Raw genomic sequence first — 24,024 nt, 5'->3', positions numbered from 1 at the left:
ACGCCGAAAGCGGCGCGGCCATGCCTCACCACGGCTTGTCGTACGACGAGTCGCCTTCGGTCTCGCCACGCTCCTGGTCGAGCTCATCCTGCCGATCCTGCTGGTTCTGCTCCAGCTTCTCCTCGAGCTCGGTCATCTCGGGCGACTGCGTCGACTCCGGGGGCTCCTCCCCCTCGTTCGGCTCCTGCGCCTCGGACTGCTCCTGCAGCTTCTGCTGGATGCGCTCGGTCGACTCGGTCGTCGGAGGCTCGAACTCGGTGGAGGCGCAGCTCGGGTCACGCGCATCCACGACGGCAAGCGCCTCCTGCCAGAGGGCGACGGCGCCGGCCTTGTCGTCTGCCGCAAGCCGCGCGTCGCCCAGGCGTTCGATCGTGATCGCGAGGTTGGCGCGGATCGGGCACTGCTGAGGCGGCTCGGCCATCGGGAGCGCTGTCTCGAGCTCGCTCCGAGCCTCATCGAGCAGCCCCAGTTGCAGCATCGAGGTGCCCGTGTTGTATGGGGCCTTCCAGCCCTCGAGGATGTTGACGAACTTCTGCTGCTGCGCCGAGTTCATGCTGCCCTCGTAGTCGCCCTCCGAGTAGAGGGATACCGTCCGATCAGCGATCACCGACATGCTGATGAGCTTCGTCGCGAACGCGGCCGCGAGGAGCGCGAACGGGATGCTGAACACGATGAAGCGTCGACGGCGCTTCACGGCTCTGGCCGCGTCCGGAACCGCAGATCGCGGTGTCCTGGTGCGTCGACTCATGCGGAACCTCCCCTTGCCCTGCTCAGTTCGATGAAGTGGCGAATGGACTCCCAGACGTCCCGAAGCAGCAGGAGGAACGCCGCTGCCGCGAGCATCCAGTAGACCTCGAACGCCGTCTCCGCGCTCCCGCCCGTCTGCGTCACCCGGCTGCTGTCGATATCGGCGGCCACGACCTCGGTACCCGGTTCGCGGATCTCGAGCGGCACCACGAGATCGTCGGCGATGGTCTGCAGAGCTGCCGGGTCGATGACCGAGAGCGCCTGCTGGCCCTGCGCATCCACGATGTAGCTCGGCTCGCCGGTGTCCAGCGTGCCTGCGGTCTCCTTCATCGGACCACCCGCCTCCGTCCCGTAGCCGAGGACCGCGCCCCCGGCGAGATACCCGGCAAGCCCTCGGAAGGACTCCGGCTCGGTGTCGGCGGTCTGCTCGCCGTCGCCCAGGTAGTAGACGATGCGTGCCCGCTCGGGTTCAGCCTCAGCCGCGGCCTTGAGGACGTCCTCGACCAGCGGCTCCGCGATCGAGATGGAGCTGCCACGCGAGTACTGCGTCACCTCAGGACGAAGCGTCTGCACAAGCGAGTCGAGCGCCGTCGTATCCGCGGTGAACGGCAGTCGCTGCACGGCGGCGGCGTCGAAGGTGACCACCCCGAAGCGCGCGCCCTCGTGAGCCGCCGCGAGTGCCGAGATGTCCGCCTTCGCCCCGTCGAGCCTCGGCGCGCCGTCCCAGTCCTCAGCGACCATGCTCGCCGTCGTGTCGACGACGAACAGCACGTCCACGTCGCTCTCGAGGTTCGGCGCCGAGGCGCCCCCGATGCCCGGACGGAACGCCGCGAGCACGACGAGCGCGCACGCAGCGAGCCGGAGCGCCCAGTTGATTCGCCGACGTCGGTCTGCCGCCCGGACGAGCGCGAAGACGCAGAAGCCGAGCAGCGCCATACCGAGCAGGACCAGGACAAACGCGGGGAGGATCGGATTCCAGGTCATAGTCGGAGCCTCCAGGCGAGCACGACGTAGATGGACGCGAACACCAGCATGAGCATGAGCCACACATTCGGCCGGTCGGTGATGAGCAGCTGGGGCTGACCGACCATGAGCGAGGTCTGCTCGCTCGTGATCTGGTCGACGATGCCGGACACGCTCGCAGGATCGGTGAGCTTGAAATAGCTCCCGTCCGCCTGCAGGACCGTCGTCCGGAACTGGTCAGCGAACGCGTCCTCGAACTGGTTCGCGTCGAGCGCATAGATCGTGATGCCACGCGCCTCGGTGTACTCCGCCGCCTCTGGGAACGAGACGAGCGGATCCCCGTTGACGGCGTTGTCCGTCGCGAAGATGATCGACCGCGACCTGCCGTCATCGGCCGCCGGATCGAACTCGCCGAAGGTCATGGCACAGGACGCGAGTCCGTCTCCCACGAGCGACGCGCCGGCCGCACTCTGCGTGCCCTGGGCAAACGAGTACTCGGCGTTGGACCCGCCCGAGGCGGACTCCATCTCATCGCGGACCTGCTGCAGCTGCGTCTCGACGAAGGCATAGTCATCGGTCAGGGGGAAGAGCTGAACCGCGGTTGCATCCCACAGCATGAGCGACATCCGCTCCCCGTCGAAGCCGGGGAGCATCTCGAGGTACCGGTCGAGGACCTCGACGTCGTACTCCACCATCGAGCCCGAGATGTCGAGGCAGAGCACGATGTCCCTGTTGAACTTCTCCGGGGACTCGACGCGCTGGTAGACCCAGCGGCCCGCTGCGACGCTCGTGACCGCCAGGAGGATCGCGAGCACGACACCGACTGCGGTCATGAGGCTCGAGTACCGAGCCACCGCGCGACGATAGGCGGGGAGCCTCGTGAGACGCCGGGAGTTCGCGACCGGGATCGCGTTGGCCTGCCCTTTCCTCCGCATCCTCCACCAGGCGAGACCCGCGACGATCGCCGCGGCGGCGATCAGGGAGAGACTCAGCCACCACATCGCTACCGCCATGTCGCGATCACCTCCCGTGCCGCCGCCACGCCGGCCTCAGCACCGCTCGGATCGTGCGCCCCGAAGACCATCGGGTAATACTGGCCGACGGTGTGGGAGACACCGCGCAGCTCCGTGCGCCTGAGGTCGGTGAGCGTCATCTTGTCTGCCGGCACGGTCGAGACAGCTGCGACGAAGCCGCGGACCAGCACGCTCAGCTCGGCGTGGGCTCGGCGGGGCGTGAGTTCCCCCGCTGCCGCCCTCGAAGCCACCTCGTCCACACGCTCCAGGTACTCCTGCTGCAGCGCGCGCACGGGAGGCCTGGCCGGCGGGAGCACTGGCGCGGCCTTGGGCGGCCGAGGACGCGTCAGGTACACGACGAGGAAGTAGTAGGCGACGATGGCCGCGAGGATCAGGAACCCGAGCACCAGCCAGAACTGGGCGTAGTCGATGACGGGGATGACGGTCCCCTCTGGCGGTTGCACATCAGCGGCGAACATTCGCCCTCGCTTTCAGGAGAGCCAGGAGAACCGGAGCGACCTGCTGCTCGCTCGCGACCTCGGCGTAGGAGACCGCGTTCGCCTCGAACGTCTGCTCCATCTCGATGGTGCGCTTCTGCTCCGCGTACTCGAATTCTCGCTCGAGCAGCCGGTCGCCGCCGAAGAGACTCGGCATGGCCCAGTTGCCCTCGACGTCGAAGGCCAGCTCACCGCGCCTCCCTCGGAGGTGCGGCTCGGCATCCGTGATCTGCAGCCAGACGATCTCGTGCTGCGCAGCAAGGCGACGGACGAGGGCCGCTCGCTCGTCGTCCCAGTCGAACTCGTCGGCGATGACGACGAGGAGCGCCCGATGACGAACCGTGAGGCGGACCCGCTCGAGGATGGCGTTCATATCGCTCGTGGCCGTCCCGAGGCCCACGCCGTCGTAGACCGCGTGCAGCATCCGCTCGAGCGCCGACGACGTGCTGCGGAACGGCAGCTGCCTGATGCCGGCAGAGCTGCCCGTGACCAGCCCCACCTCGTCGCCGTGACGGATGGCGAGGTAGCCGAGGATGCCGAGGGCGGAGACGAGCACCTCGCGCTTCGGCTCGCCGCTCGCAGAGAGCGCGGCCATGTTGCGCCCGCCATCGACCGCGAAGAGCACCCGGTGCCGCCGCTCGGCGACGTAGCGCTTCACGAGCGGCTGACCGGTCCTCGCGCTCGCCTTCCAGTCGATGTCCTTGATCTCGTCACCCGGGACGTACTCCCGAAGATCATCGAAGTCCATGCTGCGGCCACACAAGTGCGACGAGTACTGACCGTCGAGCATGTGCAGCACGCGCCGTCGCGCGTGCAGGAACATCTTCGACTTGACCTTCGAGAGGAGGGGTCGCTCGCTTGCCATGGTCACGGAGTGCGGACAGCCCCGAGCACGGCGTCGATGATCTGCTCGACGCGCACACCCGTGGCATCCGCCTCGAAGCCCAGGATGATGCGGTGGCGGAGGATGCGGTGCGCAAGCCTGCGCACGTCTTCTGGGACCACATGGTCGCGCCCCTGCAGCAGCGCGACGGCTCGCGCGCCCTTGGCGAAGTTGATCGAAGCGCGTGGCGAGGCGCCGACCTCGACGAGGCGTGCGAGCTCCGGCGCGATGTACTCACCCGCGTGGCGCGTGACGTAGACGAGGCCGACGATGTACTCGGTGATCGCCTTGTCGACGTAGACGCGGGAAGTGAGGTCCTGCAGGCGAGTGACGTCCTGCAGATCGACAGCGGCGGGCTCGCCGTGCTCGAACACACCCTCAGCGATGCGCCTCAGGATCTCGGACTCCTCGGCGGGATTCGGGTACTCGAGCACATCCTTGAGCATGAACCGGTCGAGCTGCGCCTCTGGCAGGACGTAGGTTCCCTCCTGCTCGATCGGGTTCTGCGTCGCGATCACGAGGAACGGGTCTGGCAGCGGGTAGAGCGTGCCGCCGATGGTGGTCTGGCGTTCCTGCATGGCCTCGAGCATGGCCGACTGGGTCTTGGCGCTCGAGCGATTGATCTCGTCGAGGAGCACGAAGTTCGCGTGGACGGGCCCGAGCTGCGTCGAGAAGCGGTGCTCGGCCGCGTCGTAGATCTGGGTGCCGACGATGTCGGACGGGAGCAGGTCGGGGGTGCACTGGATGCGGCTGAAGGAACCGCGCACCGACTGCGCGAGCGTCTGCGCCGCCGTCGTCTTCGCGAGGCCGGGGACCGACTCCAGCAGCACGTGTCCGCCAGACATGAGCCCGACCAGCAGCGTCTCGCGGAGCTGCGTCTGGCCCACGACCTTGTGGGCGAAGGCCCGCGAGACGGCACCGATGGACCTGCCCGCTTCCTGGAGCTCCTGCTGGCTGAGCTTGAGCTGCTGACCGCCGACAATCGTCACGGATCCTTCTTCCTGCGGCGGGGTCTGCCTGCCGACTCTTGTGATCTCGCCTCGTGCACTTCAGTGTTTTCCAAGGGAAAGCGTAATGATCTCGCCCGGCCCCCGCGTTCAGCTCTCCGGAGGCTACTCGAACAGCCGGATCGGATTGACGATGTCAACGTAGATGAACAGCGCGCTCATCGCCATGAGGCACCCCGCGATGACCAAGGTCACCGGCAGGAGCTTTGCGGTGTCGAAGGGGCCGGGGTCTGGGCGTCCGAAGAGCTTCGCGAGGCGACGACGGATCCCGTCGATGAGCGCTGCGAGCACGTGACCGCCGTCGAGCGGCGGCAACGGAACCAGGTTGATGACGCCGAGCGCGATGTTGACGGATGCGACCAGCTGCACGATCGTCGCGACCCTGTCCACGACCGGGATGCTCGTCTCGGCGGCCACCTCGCCCGTGATGCGGCCGACTCCGACGACGCTCATGGGCCCGTTCGGGTCTCGTTCCGCGCCGCCGAATCCGGCGTTCCACATCTCGACGATGCGCTCCGGCATGGTGATGAGGAAGTTCCCGACGGCGCGCACGTTCGCCTCTGCCATCGTGAACGCGTAGAGCGGCGACTGACGAGTGCGCTCCTGCGTTGGAGTGATGCCGACGAACCCGACCTCCTCGGTCACGTAGGAGCCATCCGCGGCTTCGACGCGCGCGCCCGTCAGCTCGTCCAGCTCGTAGACGGTGTTCACTCGGGGAGTGAGCTCGAGCTGCAGCTGCTCGCCGGCTCGCTCGACGCCCAGCGAGATCGACGCGCCCGGACTCACTCGGATCGCGTCCTGCAGCACGTCCCAGCTGTCGGCAGGCACGCCGTCGACGCTCGTGATCGTGTCCCCGGGCATGAGCCCGGCCTCGAACGCTGGCGCGGGCGTCTCGCAGGGCTCGCCCTCGGCCGGCGCCACCGCACCGGCGGCGACGACGCACTCGTAGACCGAGCCGACCGTGGTCGACGGCTGGTAGAGACCGAACCCCGAGCACACGATCATGAACCCGAGGATCGCGATGACGAAGTTCATGGCGGGCCCGCCGACCATGATGACGATGCGCTTCCAGACGGGCAGAGACGCGTACGTGCGCCCCTCCTCCCCGGGTTCGACTCCCTCGGCGGAAGCCAGCCTGGCGTCGTCGATCATGCTCGACATGAACCCGGTGCCACCCGTGCGTGCGGCCTCGCCGGCCCTCGCTGGCGGGTACATGCCGATCATCGCGACGTAGCCGCCGAGCGGGATCGCCTTGACTCCATACTCCGTCTCGCCGCGTCGACGGGAGAACAGCGTCGGCCCGAAGCCGATCATGTACTGCGTGACCCGCACGCCGAAGCGCTTGGCTGGCACGAGATGGCCCACTTCGTGCAACGCGATCGACGCCGCGAGGCCGATGACTGCGGCCAGCACGCCGACGATGAAGAGCAAGACAGATTCCACGGAGGTCAAGCGTAGACCTGCTGAGCCGTCCTCTTGCTGTCGATCCGCCTTGGTCGCCGGGCCGGGGGCTGCCCTCGATGCGGGCCACGCACCCCGTAGGCTTGCCCGATCATGAGCCAAGCATCAACCCTGCCGGCTGAAGCCGCCGTCGAACTCGCCATCGTCACTCGGTCAGGCTTCGTGGAATCCAGGCACATCGGAGCCGCGGTGGTCACGAATGCGGATGCGACGCTCCGGGCCGAGCTCGGCGACGGGCACCAGCCTGTGTTCCCTCGATCGACCCTCAAGCTGTTCCAGGCGCAGACTGCCCTGGCGCTCGGCGCGCAGCTGACGGATGAGCAGACGGCGATCGCATGCGGGAGCCACTCGGGCTCCCCGGCTCACGTCGCGCACGTGCGCGAGATCCTCCATGCTTCGGGCCTCGACGACCGCGCGCTCGCCTGTCCGGCTTCTTGGCCGAGAGACCGCGCCTCGAGGGACGCCCTCGTTCGAGCGGGCGAGGCATCGGCGGCCGTGTACATGGAGTGCAGCGGCAAGCACGCCGCCATGCTGGCTGCCTGCGTGGCGCAGGGCTGGCCGGTCGAGGGCTACCTCGCCGCCGAGCATCCTCTGCAGCTCGCCATCAAGGACACGATCGAGCGGATGACCCGGGAACGCCCGAGCGCGGTGGGGATCGATGGCTGCGGCGCGCCGGTCTTCGCCGTGAGCCTCGTCGGGTTGGCGTCCGCCGCGAGCCGCCTCGCCACGTCGAGCGCAGCTTCTCCGTTCCCGCTGTTCAAGGCAGCCGCGTCGGTCTGGCGTTCGGTCCTCGCGAACGGCTGGCTCATCGAGGGTCACGAACGGCCGAACTCGATCGTCGTGTCGGAGTTGGGCGTCCTGGCGAAGTCCGGCGCCGAGGGTGTGCTCGTCATGGCCGCCCCCGACGGCACGGCAGTCGCCATGAAGATGCTCGACGGCTCAAACCGCGCCAGCACGCTCGTCGGCCTGCAGCTGCTCGTGGCGGCTGGGGCGGCCGATGTGACCCGTGTGCAGCAGCTGCTGCCGCGCCTCGGCCTCGAGGTCCTGGGTGGGGGCGTGCTCGTCGGCGAGATCATGGTGGGGTCGGCGGTCCCGACGAGTCTCTAGCCGGAGGGGCACTGGGCCCGTCCAGGCGTATATCTTCGTCAGTCCAGCGAATGCGGGTCATGTCACCGCTGCGACCTCGGAGGACGGCGCCCCGCCGGGCATCGAGGACCGGTGGCGGCAGCGGATCACCCCGCAGCAGCGTGCGATGCTCCCCCGTGCTCAGACCTGAGAGCAGGACCGGATGTTCCGCGGCCAGTCGCGACAGCAGCCCGAACTGCGCCTGCCACTCGTCGACGACGCCGAGCACGGCCCGCCTGTTCGCGGCATCCGCATTCGGCGCCTGCATCGGTCCGGCGCCAGGTGCGCGGTCACCCAGCCAGGCGTCGAGAGTCGTGCAGGCGAAGCCCCGTGCCTCGAGGATGCGGCGAAGGGGCTCGATACGGCGCGCAGCAACCAGCAGGTTCTCCGTGTCGGACAGCGCAAGGGCATCTCGAGGGTCTCCTGCGTGGTCGGAGTGCCCTCGAAGTGCGCGGAGGGGTCGAGTCGAACGCGCGACCTGGCAGGGAAGACCGTGCCAGTTCGCTCGCCCCGGTCCGGCATGGCTGCGGTGATCTGAGGGCTCTCCCCCTGCCATGACGTAGGCGGCGCGATCGCCGCCGACCAGACGCAGCGTCTGAGCTGCGGCAGCCACCAGCACCGAAGCATGACCCGTTGCTCTGCTCGCGGTGAACACGACGGCGGTGAACCCGGTGGCTGAGCGGCGAAGGAGCAGCGTCAATCGCTCGGCGAAGGCGGAGCGATACGGCTCGTCGACCTGCGACAGGAACAGGTCGACGTCATCGGCGAGGAGCAGCCCGTGGCGAGACGTGAGCTCGGGGCTCCAGAGCTGGTCCCAAGCCGTCTCGGGATCAACGCTGAGCACGACGACAGCCGGGGATTCGGCGCCGAGCTCGGTCCGTGCTGTCTCGGCGAGCATCGCAAGGCATCCGGTCTTGCCCGTGCGCGGCCCGCCGATGACCAGCATCGCCCCGAGCTCCGGAGAGAAGACGGCGGTCGGCTGACGTCGGAGCTCCGTGTCGTCCGCGATACCGAAAGCGAGGCCCCGTCCGCTGGGTTCATCGAGGATGCCGGACGCATCGAGGGTGCTGGGCTCCTCAAGTGCGCTGGCGGCGATCTCCGCCGGCAGGGCCGGGAGCCAGGGAGGCCGCGGGAGCGTCCCGCCGAGATGCGCCTCGCGCTCTGCGCAGGCTCGGATGCAGGCCGCGATCGTGTCCGGTGAGGATCGCTGCACCTGCACCCGTGCTGCCCCGTCTCCCGCCACGATGATCGCAACTCCAGGCGTCGATGCGGGGAGGTCGGCGGCGGCCCCGCTGCCGATGACGGCCGTGCTGTCGGCCTCGGCGATGACGCGCAGGCTGATGCGGATGCTGCAGTTCGCGAGCGTCGCGCCCCTGACCGCGGACGCTGGCTGCTGCGCGCAGAGGATGAGGTGGACGCCGAGGCTCCTCCCGCGCGCGGAGATGTCGGAGAACACCGCTTGGAGCTCGGCATCCGCGTCGACGAGCGCCTGGTACTCGTCGACGACGACGACGAGCCTGGCAAGGCTCGGCAGCTCGCCCACATGCTTCGCACCGGCAGCACGGAGAGCCCGCTCACGGAAGCGGATCTCGGCGCTCAGACTCGTTGCCGCCCGCCGCGCCTCGTGGTCGTCGAGGTCCGTGACCACGCCCACACAGTGCGGGAGGGCGGCGATCGGGTCGAAGGTCGCACCGCCCTTGAAATCGAAGCAGAGCACCTGCACGTCACGAGTGGACCTCGTGGCCGTCATCGCGAGGACCCAGGTGACCAGCAGCTCGCTCTTGCCGGACCCGGTCGTCCCGCCGACAACGGCGTGGGGTCCGGCCGCGACGAGGTCGACCTGGAACGCCACACCGTTGCGGGTGCCGATCTGCGCTGCCAGCGATGCGTGATGGGGCACCCTCCGGAGGCGAAGCGTCGAGGCTGCGGCGGCGGTATCACCGTCGGGGCCCTCGAAGAGCTGGCCGGACTCGCACGGCGCTCTTCGCTGGGCGAAGGCGCGCAGCTCCTCGACGGTGACCAGCTCCGGTCGCACCGTCAGAGACTGACCGTCAGCGAGCTCCACGCTCGCCCGAGTCGGGCTCAGCATCCGGATGCGGACCTCGCGGCGCGGTGTGCGCGGACGCGGTGAGGGGCCAGAGGCACTGGCGCGGGGGTCGAAGTCGGTGCCGAAGTCGAGGAGCATCCCGGGGCCGTGATCCGCCGCGAGGACAGGGCGCCAGTCCCCTCGGAGCCCTCTGATCTCGCCGTTCAATGCCTCCCCAACCGCGCCGGCGCCGATGGCGACGCGGCCGGCGGCACGCTGGAGCAGCAGCGCGCGACTGACCGCGAGCATCAGGTGCGGGTTGCCGGTGAGCCTGACCCTCTCGCTGTCGGCTAGGACGGGAGCGTCCTCGAGGACGAGGAACGGCTCGAGGCGCGCGTGCGCCTCGTCGGGCAGCTCGCGGAGCTCTCCCTGGATCTTGAACCGGGCGCGCACACACCCGAAGCCCAGGTTCAGCTGGGACTCCCGGGCAGCTGATCCACCCGAGATGAGCGCCCGAGCTCCAGGCGCGGAACGATGGAGTTCTCGGAGGTCGTGCCGAGCGAGCACCCGGGCCTCCCGCACGCAGACATCGAGTTCGCTCTCGAAGACCGCCTGAGCTCGCCCGTGCTCTGCTCGCGACTGACGTCTCGACTCCGCATAGCTGGCCACCGCCATCACTGGCCCGAGAAAAGCGAAGGCCAGCATCACGGGCGAGGACAGCAGCGCCCAGAGGACAAGCGCGACGACAACCGGTGCAAGAGCCATGAGCGCTGGAAAGACAACCGTGCGTTCACCGGGGACGATGGTGGGCAGGTGGACGACTCCGTCTGCCGGGGCGGATCGGTCGGCTGGTGCGAATCGGTCGGCTGGCGTGGTGCCGACCAGTCCGCTAGCCCTCACGCCAGGCCGCAGACCCGCCTTCGGTCTCGGTCTCGGTCTCGGTCTCGGTGAGCCAATCATGGACATCCGAGAGCCATGGTGGCAGCACGCAGCGCTCGACAAGCCAGACGACGCTCGCGGCCACACGGTCATCAGGGCGTCGACCAAGAGCACGCCGAGCAAAGGCCGCCCCGGCGCTCGCACGGCCCGAAGCCCATTCGAGCCAGGCGATCCCAGCGAGCAGACCCGGTTCATCGTCGAGGTCCACGAGTGCGCCGAGCTCGCGGAGGCAGGCGACAGCGGTGCGAACTCGTTCGCGCGAGAACGAAGGCAGCTGTGGCCCTGTGCTCTCCCCCGGCAGCAGGCTGGCCCAGATCGGCGCCAGCGACAGGAGCTCGTCTCGATCACCGAAGGCGACCGTCGTCAGCAGGAGCTCCGACGTCCGACGCCCGCGCAGCATGCAGAGCAGCCCTGCGAGCTGGGCGTCGCTCAGTCCGGAACGGCCGACCGCGGGCGTGAGCGCCGCGAGCCACCCCTGGCGCATCCCGGAGAAGTCGTCCTCGCCCTCGTGCACCTGGGCGTGCCGTTCGTCGGCCTCAGCGAACGCCCTCCTCCGTGCGGCGGGGGCTGATGCGATATCGGCGTGGATCGCCGGCTCTGCCGCCTCACGCCACGCATCCTGAGCGCCGAGCGCCCTCGGCCCGACATCACAGCAATCAGGATCATCGCAGCCGTACACGCCCCAGGCGTCCAACGCTCTGCAGAGGCAGAGGACGACCTCGATGCCAGCCCGGTCCCCGAACTCGACAAGCGCCTCTGCCAGCTCCGAGTGCGGCGGCGTCGGACCGCTGCCGAACGGGAGGTTCGGGCTGAAGACGAAGACCACGCGCTCGATGTTGCTGAGATATGCCAGGTGCCCGATCACGGCACTCGCGTACGGTGCTGCGTTGACCGCACGCGAGTTCGACAGACCGGGCAGGTCGAATCGCAGAACCACACCCCCTCGTCGGCCGCTGAGCGGGATGGCGACGAGCGATCCGATGGGCGAGTATCCCAGGAGCTTGGGGACCGCGTCGAGGATCTGCTTGGGCGTGCTGAGTCGAATCCGTTCCATAGGCAGAAGCTAGGCGCACGCCAGTCTGCCGCGATCTCCGAGACATCAGGCTGTGGAGAACGTCCCAAGTCGAGGCGCGGGGACACCGGAGTGACAAGAGCACGCCACGTGGAACCGAATCCACGTGGCGTGCTCGCTCAGACGACTGCGTGCGTATCAGTGCTGGGGCGGGTTCTGCTGTCCGTACGGCTGCTGGTTGCCCGGGTTCTGGCCGAGGGGCGGCTGCTGGGTCGGGGCCTGACCGTAGGGCTGCTGCGCGGGCGGCTGACCGTACCCCTGCTGGGTCGGAGCCTGACCATACGGCTGCTGGGCGGGCGGCTGACCGTACCCCTGCTGGGTCGGAGCCTGCCCATACGGCTGCTGGGCAGGAGCCTGACCGTACCCCTGCTGAGCAGGAGCCTGACCGTATGGCTGCTGGACGGGAGCGCCCTGCTGCGGGTAGCCGACGGCACCCTGAGGCTGGCCGTAGGCCTGCGAGCCGAGGTTCATGAGCGCGGGGTTCCAGCGGGAGCTGTCGAACCCGACGATGGCGAACCAGACGATGGGCAGGAAGATGTAGAGGACGACCCACGCGCCGCCCTTGCCGAAGCCCTGTCCGATTCGGTACGCCGCGATGGCGAGCAGCACCACCAGGGCGATGTTCACACCGGGAATGAAACCGACGAGCACCCACCATCCGGGGAAGCCCGCTGCTTCGACGAAGGTCCACTGGTTGTAGACGGGGACCCAGGCCTTCCAAGCCTCGATGCCCATCTTCGTGAACACCTTCGACATCAGCCACGAGGAGAGGGCGTAGGCGCCGAGGAGAATGACGAAGTAGAGCAGGATTCCTAGCGCGCCGATTCCTGCTGCGGTCTGATCGCCGTAGGAGAAGATTTCCATGGAGGAGTCACTTTCTGATATTCAGTCGACGTCTGCGTCGCGTGCTCGATGTGCACGCGAGTCAGCGTAGGCAGACTTGGTACAAAGTAGCGGCGTTTCGAGCCCCTTGTCGATGGGGAGACCTCCCCGGGGCCCGCAACCGCTCGCCTTGGCGAGCGAGGCGTGTCACCGTCAGAGGCCCTCGGGCACGATCAGGCGAGCGCATCCGGGCTCGGTGGGTTCAAGATCCCAGCCGGCATCACGACAGAAGTCAGCGAGTTCGTGGGCATCCCGAATCGTGTCGGCTCGTTTCGCCTGCTCGGCGGCGAGCATGATGAGACCGCGCGTGAAGAGGCCCTTGCCGCGTTTGTTGAAGTGGTTCAGCGAGCGAACCTCGCCGTCCGGAGTCTGGGAGACGACGTCGATGGTGACGTGTCGCTCGGCAGACTCCACCGGTCCGAGCGCTGAGTAGGCCTTCGAGCGCAGATCGATCACGAGCCCCTCGTGCTCGGCCAGCGCCCGAGCTGTCGCCTGAGCCCAGCGATTCGCTGGGGCGACCCCTCCGAGGCGCGACCCTGCGGACAGACGGTAGGCGGGGATGCCCTCTCCCCCGCCGACGAGCCCGAAGAGGGCCGAGTGAACGGCGACGTGGTGCGCGGCCCAGCCGAGCTGATGGTCACTCAGCGAGGAGACGTCGAGGGCGTCGTACAGGACGCCCGTGTAGCGCAGCAGCGCCGCCATACGGGGGCTGGAGCGCAGGCTTCTGTTGCGTTCCAGCTCCACCGCGGCCTGCTTCTCCGAGATCTTCAACACCCTGCGGGCGGCATCCGCGTCGTGGGAGAGCTGCTGCAGCTCGCTGGCGGCGGCCTCTCGCACGTTCGAGAAGGTCGCGGCCCAGCTCAGTCCGCCTGCTTCCGGTGTCTGCACCAGATCGTCGCCGAACGCAGCGTTGCCGCCGTCCCGTTTGGTTTCGGACGGCGGCAACAGCAGCAGGAGACGTTCGGTCACTCCCCGGAGACGAGTTCAGCCTCGCCGGCGACGACCGTGACGACGTCGCTGTTCACCGAGAGGAACCCGCCCTCAGCGTTGGCGACGATCTTCGATCCGTCGGTGGTCGTGATGCGAACCTGGCCGGACCCCAGGGACGCGAGCATGGGCTCGTGGCCGGAGAGGATTCCGATCTCGCCTTCGGAGGTGCGAGCAACGACCATGGTCGCGCCGCCTTCCCAGACGAGCTTGGTTGCTTCGACGACCTTGACGGTCAGTTCGCCTTTGCCTGCCATGACTATGCGTTGTCCTTCTGCATCTGCGCCCACTTCTCCTCGACGTCGTTGATACCACCGACGTTGAAGAAGGCCTGCTCGGCGACGTGGTCGAAGTCACCCTTGGCGATGGCGTCGAACGACTCGATGGTCTCCTTGAGGGGAACAGTGGAGCCCTCGACACCGGTGAACTTCTTCGCCATGTAGGTGTTCTGCGAGAGGAACTGCTGGATGCGACGGGCGCGGGAGACGGTGATCTTGTCTTCCTCGGAGAGCTCGTCGACACCGAGGATCGCGATGATCTCCTGCAGTTCCTTGTTCTTCTGGAGGATCTGCTTGACCTCGGTCGCGACCCGGTAGTGGTCGGCGCCCAGGTAGCGCGGGTCGAGAATGCGGCTCGTCGAGGTGAGCGGGTCGATGGCCGGGTAGAGGCCCTTCGACGCGATCTCTCGCGAGAGCTCCGTCGTCGCGTCGAGGTGGGCGAACGTCGTCGCGGGAGCCGGGTCGGTGTAGTCGTCGGCAGGCACGTAGATCGCCTGCAGGGACGTGATCGAGTGGCCACGCGTCGACGTGATGCGCTCCTGGAGCACACCCATCTCGTCGGCGAGGTTCGGCTGGTAGCCGACGGCGGACGGCATGCGGCCGAGCAGCGTCGAGACCTCGGAACCCGCCTGCGTGAAGCGGAAGATGTTGTCGATGAAGAGGAGCACGTCCTGCTTCTGCACGTCACGGAAGTACTCAGCCATGGTGAGGGCCGAGAGGGCGACGCGGAGTCGCGTTCCCGGCGGCTCGTCCATCTGGCCGAACACAAGCGCGGTCTTGTCGAAGACGCCTGCTTCTTCCATCTCGTAGATGAGGTCGTTGCCCTCACGGGTGCGCTCGCCGACACCGGCGAAGACCGAGACGCCGCCGTGGTCCTGCGCGACTCGCTGGATCATCTCCTGGATGAGGACGGTCTTGCCGACGCCGGCTCCACCGAAGAGACCGATCTTTCCACCCTGGACGTACGGGGTGAGGAGGTCGATGCTCTTGATGCCGGTCTCGAAGAGCTCGGTCTTGGACTCGAGCTGGTCGAAGGCCGGGGGCTCGCGGTGGATGGGCCAGCGCTCGGTGATCTCGTAGGGCTCTGAGAGCATCGTCTCGTTGAGCACTTCACCGGTGACGCTGAAGACCTTGCCCTTGGTGACGTCGCCGACGGGCACCGAGATCGGAGCTCCGGTGTCGCGAACTTCCTGGCCGCGGACGAGTCCGTCGGTGGGCTTGAGCGCGATGGCGCGGACGAGGTCGTCGCCCAGGTGCTGTGCGACCTCGAGCGTGAGCTTGAGCGACTGGTCGCCAAGGCTCACCTCGGTCTCGAGGGCGTGGTAGATGCCGGGGATGGCGTCATGCGGGAACTCGATGTCGACAACGGGACCCGTGACACGGGCGATCCGGCCGACACCGGCCGGAGCCGTCGTGTCTTCCCTGTCGGAGACGATGTGCGTCGTCATGTCTTGTCCTTTTCTTGCGTGTTCGCGCGGTTATGCGGTTGCGAGCGCGTCCGCGCCGCCCACGATCTCGGAAATCTGCTGCGTGATCTCTGCCTGGCGCGCGTTGTTCGCGAGCCTGGTGTAGTCGCGCACCAGGGTGTCTGCGTTGTCGGAAGCCGCGCTCATGGCGCGCTGGCGGGCAGCGTGCTCGGATGCGGCGGAGTGCAGCATGGCGTTGAAGAGGCGCGCCTGGATGTAGTCCGGAAGCAGTGCGTGAAGCACGGTCTCCGCATCCGGCTCGAACTCGTACAGCGGGAGCAGCGGGGCCTCGTCAGCTTCGGCGACGTCTTCGCTGTCGACGACCTCGAGCGGCAGGAGCCGGACGACGGTCGGCGTCTGCGTGACCATCGACTGGAACCGGTTGTAGACGTAGTGGATCTCCTCCACGCCACCCTCTTCGAACGGAATCGTGAACCGTTCGACGAGGGCTTCGCCCAGTTCCTTCGCGGTCTGGAAGACCGGAAGGTCGGTGGCACCCGTCCACTGCTTCTCGCTTGCACGCTTGCGGAAGGCGAAGTAGCCGACCGCCTTGCGCCCGACGAGGTAGTGGACAACTTCCTTGCCCTCGGCCTCGAGCGTGTTGGTGAGGCCCTCGGCCTCGCGCAGAACGCTCGAGGAGAAGGCTCCGTTGAGGCCTCGGTCGCTCGTGAAGACGACAACCGCGACGCGGCGGACCTCTTCGCGCTCGGTGACGAGGATGTGATCGATGTCCGTGTAGCTGGCGACTGCCGAGACTGCCTCGGTGATCGCCTGCGCGTACGGGTTCGACTCGGCCATGCGTTTCCGCGCCTTGGTGATGCGCGAAGTGGCGATCAGCTCCATGGCGCGGGTGACCTTCTTCATCGTCTGGGCAGACTTGATCTTCTGCCGGTAGACCCGAAGTTGTGCTCCCATGCTTCTCCTGTGCTCGTCGTCGAAGTCGTCGAGGGCGCCTAGCGGCGCTTCTTGACGATCTTCTCCTGCTCGATCTCGTCAGCGGCGACCTGTTCGGCGCTAGCGACGAGCGGAGTTCCGTCGTTCTTGAGGTACGTCTTCGAGAAGCCGTCGACGCCTTCGGCCATGGCCTTCAGCGTGTCGTCCTCGAGCTTTCCGCTGTCGCGGAGGCGGGCGAGGACGTCGGTGTTGCGCTCGAGGTACTCGAGGAGCTCGTTCTCGAAGCGCAGGATCTCGTCGACCGGCACGAGATCGAGCTTGCCGTTCGTTCCAGCCCAGATCGCGACGACCTGCTGCTCGACGGGGTACGGCGAGTACTGCGGCTGCTTGAGGAGCTCCGTGAGGCGCGCTCCACGTTCGAGCTGACGGCGCGTCGTCGCGTCGAGGTCCGACGCGAACATCGCGAAGGCCTGCTGCGAGCGGTACTGCGCGAGCTCGAGCTTGAGCGTTCCCGAGACCTTCTTGATGTGCTTCTGCTGGGCGTCGCCACCGACTCGCGAGACCGAGATTCCGACGTCGACCGCTGGACGCTGGTTCGCGTTGAAGAGGTCGGACTGGAGGAAGATCTGGCCGTCCGTGATCGAGATCACGTTGGTCGGGATGTACGCCGAGACGTCGTTCGCCTTGGTCTCGATGATCGGAAGCCCGGTCATGGAGCCGGCACCCATCGCATCGGAGAGCTTGGCGCAACGCTCGAGGAGGCGGGAGTGCAGGTAGAACACGTCACCTGGGTAGGCCTCGCGTCCCGGCGGGCGGCGCAGGAGGAGCGACACGGCGCGGTAGGCCTCGGCCTGCTTCGACAGGTCATCGAAGACGATCAGGACGTGCTTGCCCTCGTACATCCAGTGCTGGCCGATGGCCGAGCCCGTGTACGGGGCGAGGTACTTGAAGCCGGCGGGGTCCGAGGCGGGGGACGCCACGATCGTCGTGTACTCCATCGCGCCGGCGTCTTCCAGGGCGCCCTTGACGGAGGCGATGGTCGAGCCCTTCTGGCCGACGGCAACGTAGATGCAGCGAACCTGCTTGTTGACGTCTCCGGACTCCCAGTTGGCCTTCTGGTTGATGATCGCGTCGATCGCGATCGCCGTCTTGCCGGTCTGGCGGTCGCCGATGATGAGCTGACGCTGGCCACGGCCAACGGGGATCATCGCGTCGATGGCCTTGATGCCGGTCTCGAGCGGCTCGTGAACCGACTTGCGGTCCATGACGCCAGGCGCCTGGAGCTCCAGGGCGCGACGTCCGGACGTGGCGATCTCGCCGAGTCCGTCGATCGCGTTGCCGAGTGGGTCGACCACGCGGCCGAGGTAGCCCTCGCCGACGGGGACGGAGAGGACTTCGCCGGTGCGGCGGACTTCCATGCCTTCGACGATGCCCTGGAACTCGCCGAGGACGATGACGCCGATGCTGCTCTCGTCGAGGTTCTGTGCGAGACCGAGCGTTCCGTCTGCGAAGGTGATGAGCTCGTTGGCCATGACGCCAGGAAGACCCTCGACGTGCGCAATGCCGTCCGAGGCGTCAACCACGGTGCCGACCTCGGTCGCCGTGGCGCCTTCCGGACGGTATGAGGAAGCGAACTGCTGGAGAGCGTCGCGGATCTCATCCGGATTGATTGTGAGTTCTGACATGTTCTTCCCTTGTCGTCCGGGGCCTCGCCCCGAGAGTTTCAGTGCGTGAGGCTCAGGCGAGCTGCAGGCGGAGGTTGTTGAGTCGAGCGGCGACGCTGTCGTCGATCACGTCATCGCCAAGCTGCACGCGCAGGCCGCCGATGATCTTCGGGTCGATGATCGTCGTGACGGAGACGCGTCGGTTGAATCGACGTGTCAGACCGGCCTCGAGCTTCGCGAGCTGCTCGGGGGCGAGCGGACTTGCGACGGTGACCGTTGCGACGGAGCGACCTGCCTGGTCGGCGACCACTTCGCCTGCCCAGGTGAGGAGGCGACGAGTGCGGCGGCCGAGCGGGTTTCCCACGAGCTCTCGGAGGATCAGCAGGCTTGGCGCGCTGATCTTGCCCGCGAAGAGACGCTCGATGAGCTTCGCCTTCACGGCCGAGTCGCCGAGACGAGAGCCGAGGGTGAGCTCGAGCTCCGGGTTGGCGCTGATCGTGTCGGCGACCGTGGTGAGCTCGGCGGCGATAGCCGACTGCTCCCCTGCGGTCTGCGCCGTCGCACGGACTGCGAGTTCCTGCAGGCCGAGCGCGAACTCATGGTTGCTCGACCAGGTCTGGCTGACAGCGTCCTGAAGGAGCTGCAGCGCGCGCGGGCTCAGGTGAGAGCCGAAGACCCTCACCGCGAGCTCGCGCCTGGCGCTGACGTCGGCGGCCGGGTTCGACAGTGCAACGAGGAGGTGCTGGTTGGCACCCGCAGCGTTGACCGCGGCGAACACCTGCTCAGCATCCTGCAGCTCTGCCTGGCCCCAGCCGTCGACGCTGTTCTTGAGGGCTGCCAGTGCGTGTCTGGTCGCGCTTCCCATCAGCTGTGCGTTCCTGCCTTCTGGTCGTTGTCGAGCTCGCTCAGGAACCGGTCGACGTAGGCCGTCGAGCGGTTGTCCTCGCGCAGGCTCTCCCCGACGACGCCGGAGGCGAGGTCGAGTGCAAGCGTGCCGACCTCGGCGCGGAGCGAGACGATCGCCGTCTGGCGCTCCGCCTCGATCTGAGCCTTGGCGGAGGCGGTCATGCGGTCGAGCTCAGCCTGCGTCTCGGCCTTCTTCTGGACCTTGATCTGATCTGCGTCGACTCGAGCCTGCTCGCGGATCTCCGCAGCTTCGGTTCGTGCCGCAGCGAGAAGCTTCTCGTTCTCGTCACGCTTGGCAGCAGCCTCGGCCTGAGCGATCTCCGCCTTGCGGATGCCGCCCTCGATCTGCGCTTCGCGCTCGTCGAGAACCTTGCGGAGCGCCGGGATGGCGAACTTCCAGAAGAAGAATCCGAGCACAACGAAGACGACCGCCGACCAGACGATGTCATACGTAGCGGGAAGGAGGACGTTGCCCTCTTCCGCTGCGAGAGTCGACGTAACCGCCGACAGTGCGAAAGTGCTCATGTGCGGACCCGCTTACTGGAAGATGAAGAACGTTGCGACGCCGATGAAGGCGAGCAGCTCGGTGAAGGCGATACCGAGGAACATGGTGACCTGGAGGCGGCCAGCCATCTCGGGCTGACGTGCCATGGCCTCGACGGTCTTGCCGGCGACGATACCGATGCCGATGCCGGGGCCGATTGCAGAGAGGCCGTAGCCGACGGTAGCGATGTTGCCGGAGATCTCGGCGAGCGTGGTGGTTTCCACAGGGGTTTCCTTCCGTATGGGTGGTGAAGCAGGATGCTTCGCGTGAGTCAGGTGGGTCTTAGTGGCTCTTGGCAGCGGCCTGCTGGATGAAGACCGCGGTGAGGAGCGTGAACACGAAGGCCTGGAGGACCGCCGCGAGGATCTCGACGAGCGTCATCACGAAGCCGCCGAGGAGCGTGGGGATGCCGAACAGCATGTCGAGCGGGCCGCCTGGGCCCTGCATCGAGTAGGTGATGACGAAGAAGTTCGTCGCGCTGAACGTGAGGACGAGCAGCAGGTGGCCGACCATCATGTTGAGGAAGAGTCGCAGAGCGAGCGAGACCGGGCGCACGATGAAGATGTTGATGAACTCGATCGGCGTCAGCAGGATGTACATGGGCCACGGCACACCGCTCGGGAAGAGGGCGTTCTTGAAGAACGTGCCGGGGCCGGCTTCGCGGAAGCCCGCGTAGATGAAGGCGATGTACGAGACGACCGCCAGCACGAGCGGCATGCCGATGAGCGCGGTTCCGGCGATGTTCAGTCCGGGGATGATGCCCGTGATGTTCATCGCGAAGATGCCGAAGAACATCGCCGACAGCAGCGGCAGGTACTTGTGGCCGAGCTTCTCGCCGAGGATGCCGTCGGCGATCTGCGACTTGACGAAGCCGATGGCCATCTCGGCGAGGGACTGGCCCTTGCCCGGGATGACCTTCGGGCTGCGGAGGGCAAGCCAGAAGAGCAGCAGCAAGACGGCGATCGCGAGGAGTCGGACCAGGATGATGCGGTTCAGTTCGAACGGCGTGCCGGCGAACGCCACTGCCTCGAGGAAGAACTCGTGGTCAAGCGACGGCGGGTGGAAGATGCTGTTGTCCTCCGCGGCAGCGATGAAAACTGGCAGATTCAGGGCTGAGGCGAACAGAGCACTCTCCTGTCTCGGGGCGCAGCTGTCGTTGCTGCGCTTCGATGAGTTCGGGCGGGTGCACACACGGGAAGGACCCCTTCTCGGCGCACCTGGATCAGCCTATCAAGAAATCCCCAGGCAGGAGTGCACTTCTGGCCTCCAGGCGGAACTTTTCTACTATTTGTCGTCGCCGGGCAGTCGAACGTCGCTGACGTTCCCCATGCGGCCGCGCACGACGCAGACGACATCGACGACCACGGTCGCGATGACGGCGACGACCAGGCACAACCAGAGGGTGAAGAGGTGCACGATCGGCAGGTCCCTGATGAGGAACAGCGCGCCGAGGAAGACGATGAACTTGAGGATCCAGGCGCCGAGGATCGTCGCCATGAAGAAGATCTGATCGAGGTGCGAGGCGAGGATCACGGAGACGACCGTGATGCCGGTGAAGAGGAGCGTGATGGCAGCGGCGAAGAGCGCGCTCCAGAGTCCGTTGATGCCGACCGCGAGGAAGCCGATGGCGCCGCCGAGGACCGCGACGGCGATCGCGACGACGACGGACCACTTCAGGATGCTCTTGAAGATCGGCACAGAGGTGGGGGTCGTGGAGGAGTTCATGCGTCCATTCCGGATTCGGGTGCTGCTTTGAGCAGCGAGGCGTTTGCTTCAGCCAGCTCGTCGTGGGGACTCTCTCCCGGCGCTTTCTGCGCCCGACGCTCGAGAGCCTTCCGTCGGCTGATCGGTGCCATGGTGGCGAGTGTGCAGGCGACGAAGCCGACGACGACGAAGCCGATGACGACGCCGATGGGGATCGAGATGAGATCGGCCGCGAATGCCATGAGCGCGCCAACGGACACGACCGCGGTCCAGGAGTAGAACACGACGACCGCCCATCGCTGGGAGTGGCCCATGTCGAGCAGCCTGTGGTGGAGATGCTTGCGGTCGGCCGTGAAGGGAGACTTGCCCGCCCTCATCCGCCGGAAGACGGCGAGAGAGAAGTCGAGCAGCGGGACGATCAGAACGGCGAACGGGATGATCATGGGCAGGAAGGCCGGCCAGAGCTCCGTCCGGCTGATGGTCTGCGGGTCAACCTCGCCGGTCACGGCAACCGCGCTGGCAGCCATGAGGAGGCCGACGAGGAGCGCACCCCCGTCCCCCATGAACATCTTGGAGGGGTACCAGTTCAGCACGAGGAAGCCGAGGCAGATGCCGATGACGATGGCGGAGAGCAGCGCCCCCATCGTGAAGCGGCCGGTCTGGCCCGCGAACTCGCTGAGCACGTAGCTGTAGACGAGGAAGACGCCGTTGGCGATGATCGCCACACCTGCCACGAGGCCATCGAGGCCATCGATGAAGTTCACCGCGTTCATGACGAGGACGACGGCGAGCACGGTGATGGCGATCGACATCCACTGCGAGCCGACCGTGATGCCGCCGATCGGCAGCGATGTGATGGCGACTCCCTGCCAGGCGAGGAGGATGGCTGCGAGGATCTGCCCCGCGAGCTTCGTCATCCAGTCCAGATCGATGAAGTCGTCGATGACCCCGATGAGGACGATGAGGGATGCGGCCCCGACGAGTGCCCAGATGCGCCCCGGCTGCTCGAAGACGAGGGAGAAGAAGGGGATCTGGGATGCCGCCGCCAGTGCGAGCAGCATGCCGACGAACATCGCGACACCGCCGAGGCGCGGCTTCGGGGTCGTGTGGACGTCGCGCTCGCGCACCGGCGGATACCACTCGAAGCGCATGGCGAGTCGCCAGACCACGTAGACGAGCACGAGCGTGACCAGCGCTGTGCCGACGACGAGGGCGAGATAGATCCGCACGCTAGGACTCGTGCCCCGCTGCCGGCTCTGCTCGCGAGCGGCTCTCCTCGGCAGACTCGGAGTCGGGCGAGCTGAGCGCGACGGTCTCCCCGCTCGGGTCGCCGGCGGGTTCGACGGCGTCGACCGGTGCCAGCTTGTCGCCGAGCACCTCCTCGATGAGTGCCCGGGAGAGAGACCCCTGCCGAACGATGCGCGCTGGCTCGCCCCGCGTGAGCGGCGTCGCATCCACGATCGTCGATGCCTCTCCCCCGGCAGGGCCGCCGTCGAGGAAGACTCCAACGGCATCCCCGAGCGCTGCCAGCGCTTCCTCTGCTGTCGTGGCCGCCGGCTCACCGTGCTTGTTCGCGCTCGAGACCGCGAGCGGCCCCGTCTCCTTCAGGAGTTCGCGAGCGAGCCTGCTGTCGGGGATGCGCAGGGCGACGGTGCCGTTCGTGTCGCCGAGGTCCCACTGCAGCGATCCGCGGGCCTGCAGGATGACGGTCAACGGCCCTGGCGCGAAGCGCTCGAAGAGCTGACGGGCGAGGGGATGCACGTTCTCAGCGAGCGCGTCGAGCGTCTCGTGGTTCGCGACGAGCACCGGCGGCGGCGTCGCCCTGGTGCGCCCCTTGGCGTCGAGGAGACGCTGGACCGCTTGCGCCGAGAAGGCGTCTGCGGCTATGCCGTAGACCGTGTCGGTCGGCATGACGATGACCTCGCCGCTCGCGATGGCCGTGCGTGCCGCACGGACCGCTGCCAGGAGGTCGAGTGAGTCTGTGGTGGCGTAGATCTGTCCCATTCTTCGTCACATGATAGCCGGGCGGCCGGAGTCATCCTCGTTCGACGCGGAGCGGACGGCAGATGTGATGCGGTCGCGGCCGGTGAGGTCTCTGGCGGTCGCTGCGCTGCGGAAGCCCGCGCTGCCGAAGATCTCGCGAATCTCTGCACCATGGGTGTCCTCGTGCTCGACGACGAGGACGCCCTCTGGTCGGAGGGCACTGGCAGACCAGGTCGCGAGCTTCCGGATGAAGTCGAGGCCGTCCCGGCCCGAGTAGAGCGCCACCTCGGGGTCGTGGTGCCAGACCTCCCTGCTCTCCGGGCGGTTCGCCGCCGGTACGTAAGGAGGGTTGGAGACCACGAGGTCGAGCGACCCCGACGGTAGCGCCGCGAACATGCGGGCGGCGTCCCCGAAGAACGTGGCCACCGCCCCCTCGCCATAGCTCGCGACGTTGGACCGCAGCCAGGGCCAGGCGGCACTGGATCGCTCGATCGCCGTCATCCTGATGCCTCCGTGGAGGCGAGCCACGCCGAGCGCGACGGCCCCGGTGCCGGACCCGACGTCGACGCCCGTGAGCCCCGCCGGTGTCGGCCCTGCGCGGCCGAGGAGTTCGACCGCAGCCGTGACCAGCGATTCCGTCTCCGGGCGCGGGACGAACGCCCCGGGTCCCACCGCCAGCTCCATGTCGATGAACGGAGCCCGTCCGGTGACATGCTGGAGCGGTTCGCGACGCGCACGACGCGACGCCGCCTTCGTCACGGCCTGAGCGTCCCCCTCGGACACCTCGCGACCGAGAAGCGAACGCATCTGCACCTCGCCGCGGGGAACGCGCAGCACCGCTGCGAGGAGGATGTCCGTCTCGGTGCGTTCGTCCGCGATACCGGCCGCCTTCAGCTGTTCGCGAACCCGCTTCCGCAGCTCGTCCATGTGCAAGATCATGGGTAGAGTCTTCCGCACATCGACTCGCGGCGTCATCCACAGCA

General features: G+C 67.4%; 24 protein-coding genes. 1 reads left to right on the top strand and 23 read right to left on the bottom strand.

What is annotated here, in order from left to right; all coding sequences use genetic code 11:
- Positions 1–25 precede the first annotated feature (25 nt).
- From C5E07_RS04855 to C5E07_RS04825, 7 genes are all read right to left on the bottom strand, one after another.
- Positions 26–748, bottom strand: a complete 723-nt coding sequence (locus C5E07_RS04855) for a tetratricopeptide repeat protein (protein WP_146080509.1) — start codon at positions 746–748, stop codon at positions 26–28.
- On the bottom strand, positions 745–1,731 hold the full coding sequence (locus C5E07_RS04850) for a VWA domain-containing protein (RefSeq protein WP_104298633.1): 987 nt from the start codon (positions 1,729–1,731) through the stop codon (positions 745–747). Before C5E07_RS04850 ends, C5E07_RS04855 begins: the two co-directional genes overlap by 4 nt.
- Positions 1,728–2,723 carry a VWA domain-containing protein gene (locus C5E07_RS04845; RefSeq protein ID WP_146080508.1) on the bottom strand — a complete coding sequence of 332 codons (996 nt, stop codon included), beginning with the start codon at positions 2,721–2,723 and terminating at the stop codon, positions 1,728–1,730. The genes C5E07_RS04850 and C5E07_RS04845 overlap by 4 nt, the downstream gene beginning before the upstream one ends.
- Entirely contained in the window at positions 2,714–3,202 is a 489-nt protein-coding gene (locus C5E07_RS04840; protein WP_104241481.1) for a hypothetical protein, read from the bottom strand. The genes C5E07_RS04845 and C5E07_RS04840 overlap by 10 nt, the downstream gene beginning before the upstream one ends.
- Complete coding sequence (locus C5E07_RS04835; RefSeq protein ID WP_104298632.1) at positions 3,189–4,085, bottom strand: DUF58 domain-containing protein; 897 nt, start codon at positions 4,083–4,085, stop codon at positions 3,189–3,191. Before C5E07_RS04835 ends, C5E07_RS04840 begins: the two co-directional genes overlap by 14 nt.
- A 2-nt stretch (positions 4,086–4,087) precedes the next feature.
- A complete protein-coding gene (locus tag C5E07_RS04830) occupies positions 4,088–5,092 on the bottom strand; it encodes an AAA family ATPase (protein ID WP_374953188.1) in 1,005 nt (334 codons plus the stop codon).
- A gap of 123 nt (positions 5,093–5,215) precedes the next feature.
- Positions 5,216–6,553, bottom strand: a complete 1,338-nt coding sequence (locus tag C5E07_RS04825) for an RIP metalloprotease (protein WP_104241483.1) — start codon at positions 6,551–6,553, stop codon at positions 5,216–5,218.
- A 111-nt stretch (positions 6,554–6,664) separates the two neighbouring features.
- Here C5E07_RS04825 and C5E07_RS04820 point away from each other — a divergent pair, with 111 nt between their 5' ends.
- The gene (locus tag C5E07_RS04820) at positions 6,665–7,678 is read left to right on the top strand and encodes an asparaginase (protein ID WP_104241484.1); all 1,014 of its coding nucleotides are present in this window, start codon (positions 6,665–6,667) and stop codon (positions 7,676–7,678) included.
- Here C5E07_RS04820 and C5E07_RS04815 read toward each other — a convergent pair.
- The 16 genes from C5E07_RS04815 to prmC all read right to left on the bottom strand — a co-directional run bounded on the left by C5E07_RS04815 (position 7,644) and on the right by prmC (position 23,980).
- Entirely contained in the window at positions 7,644–10,487 is a 2,844-nt protein-coding gene (locus C5E07_RS04815; RefSeq protein ID WP_181057800.1) for an FtsK/SpoIIIE domain-containing protein, read from the bottom strand. The two genes, C5E07_RS04820 and C5E07_RS04815, sit on opposite strands and share 35 nt — an antisense overlap.
- A gap of 124 nt (positions 10,488–10,611) precedes the next feature.
- Positions 10,612–11,715 carry a DUF4192 family protein gene (locus C5E07_RS04810; protein ID WP_104298630.1) on the bottom strand — a complete coding sequence of 368 codons (1,104 nt, stop codon included), beginning with the start codon at positions 11,713–11,715 and terminating at the stop codon, positions 10,612–10,614.
- 156 nt (positions 11,716–11,871) lie between these two features.
- Positions 11,872–12,597, bottom strand: a complete 726-nt coding sequence (locus tag C5E07_RS19420) for a DUF5684 domain-containing protein (protein WP_181057798.1) — start codon at positions 12,595–12,597, stop codon at positions 11,872–11,874.
- Between the two features lie 171 nt (positions 12,598–12,768).
- On the bottom strand, positions 12,769–13,584 hold the full coding sequence (locus tag C5E07_RS04800; RefSeq protein WP_104298629.1) for a YaaA family protein: 816 nt from the start codon (positions 13,582–13,584) through the stop codon (positions 12,769–12,771).
- On the bottom strand, positions 13,581–13,859 hold the full coding sequence (locus C5E07_RS04795) for a F0F1 ATP synthase subunit epsilon (RefSeq protein ID WP_104241488.1): 279 nt from the start codon (positions 13,857–13,859) through the stop codon (positions 13,581–13,583). Before C5E07_RS04795 ends, C5E07_RS04800 begins: the two co-directional genes overlap by 4 nt.
- 2 nt (positions 13,860–13,861) lie before the next feature.
- A complete protein-coding gene (gene atpD / locus C5E07_RS04790) occupies positions 13,862–15,328 on the bottom strand; it encodes a F0F1 ATP synthase subunit beta (protein WP_104241489.1) in 1,467 nt (488 codons plus the stop codon).
- 30 nt (positions 15,329–15,358) lie between these two features.
- The gene (locus C5E07_RS04785; protein ID WP_104241490.1) at positions 15,359–16,261 is read right to left on the bottom strand and encodes a F0F1 ATP synthase subunit gamma; all 903 of its coding nucleotides are present in this window, start codon (positions 16,259–16,261) and stop codon (positions 15,359–15,361) included.
- Positions 16,262–16,299: 38 nt separating this feature from the next.
- Positions 16,300–17,925 (bottom strand): F0F1 ATP synthase subunit alpha, encoded by a 1,626-nt coding sequence (gene atpA, locus C5E07_RS04780; protein ID WP_104241491.1) that lies wholly within the window; start codon positions 17,923–17,925, stop codon positions 16,300–16,302.
- 52 nt (positions 17,926–17,977) lie between these two features.
- Positions 17,978–18,769, bottom strand: coding sequence for a F0F1 ATP synthase subunit delta (locus tag C5E07_RS04775; protein ID WP_104241492.1), 792 nt, complete (start codon positions 18,767–18,769; stop codon positions 17,978–17,980).
- On the bottom strand, positions 18,769–19,335 hold the full coding sequence (locus C5E07_RS04770; protein ID WP_104241493.1) for a F0F1 ATP synthase subunit B: 567 nt from the start codon (positions 19,333–19,335) through the stop codon (positions 18,769–18,771). Before C5E07_RS04770 ends, C5E07_RS04775 begins: the two co-directional genes overlap by 1 nt.
- Before the next feature lie 12 nt (positions 19,336–19,347).
- On the bottom strand, positions 19,348–19,578 hold the full coding sequence (gene atpE, locus C5E07_RS04765) for an ATP synthase F0 subunit C (RefSeq protein WP_104241494.1): 231 nt from the start codon (positions 19,576–19,578) through the stop codon (positions 19,348–19,350).
- A gap of 58 nt (positions 19,579–19,636) precedes the next feature.
- On the bottom strand, positions 19,637–20,464 hold the full coding sequence (atpB, locus tag C5E07_RS04760) for a F0F1 ATP synthase subunit A (RefSeq protein WP_104242099.1): 828 nt from the start codon (positions 20,462–20,464) through the stop codon (positions 19,637–19,639).
- Between the two features lie 174 nt (positions 20,465–20,638).
- Positions 20,639–21,079 (bottom strand): hypothetical protein, encoded by a 441-nt coding sequence (locus C5E07_RS04755; RefSeq protein ID WP_104241495.1) that lies wholly within the window; start codon positions 21,077–21,079, stop codon positions 20,639–20,641.
- Positions 21,076–22,287 carry an MraY family glycosyltransferase gene (locus tag C5E07_RS04750; protein ID WP_104298628.1) on the bottom strand — a complete coding sequence of 404 codons (1,212 nt, stop codon included), beginning with the start codon at positions 22,285–22,287 and terminating at the stop codon, positions 21,076–21,078. Before C5E07_RS04750 ends, C5E07_RS04755 begins: the two co-directional genes overlap by 4 nt.
- 1 nt (position 22,288) lies before the next feature.
- Entirely contained in the window at positions 22,289–23,062 is a 774-nt protein-coding gene (locus C5E07_RS04745) for an L-threonylcarbamoyladenylate synthase (protein ID WP_104298627.1), read from the bottom strand.
- A 6-nt stretch (positions 23,063–23,068) separates the two neighbouring features.
- On the bottom strand, positions 23,069–23,980 hold the full coding sequence (gene prmC / locus C5E07_RS04740) for a peptide chain release factor N(5)-glutamine methyltransferase (RefSeq protein WP_181057796.1): 912 nt from the start codon (positions 23,978–23,980) through the stop codon (positions 23,069–23,071).
- Between the last annotated feature and the right edge of the window lie 44 nt (positions 23,981–24,024).

It is taken from the genome of Pseudoclavibacter sp. RFBJ3 (genome assembly GCF_002931375.1).
In the GTDB taxonomy this organism is placed as follows: Bacteria; Actinomycetota; Actinomycetes; order Actinomycetales; family Microbacteriaceae; genus Pseudoclavibacter.
Note: the sequence above shows the minus strand (reverse complement) of the source record. Positions and strands in the feature narration are given on the sequence as shown.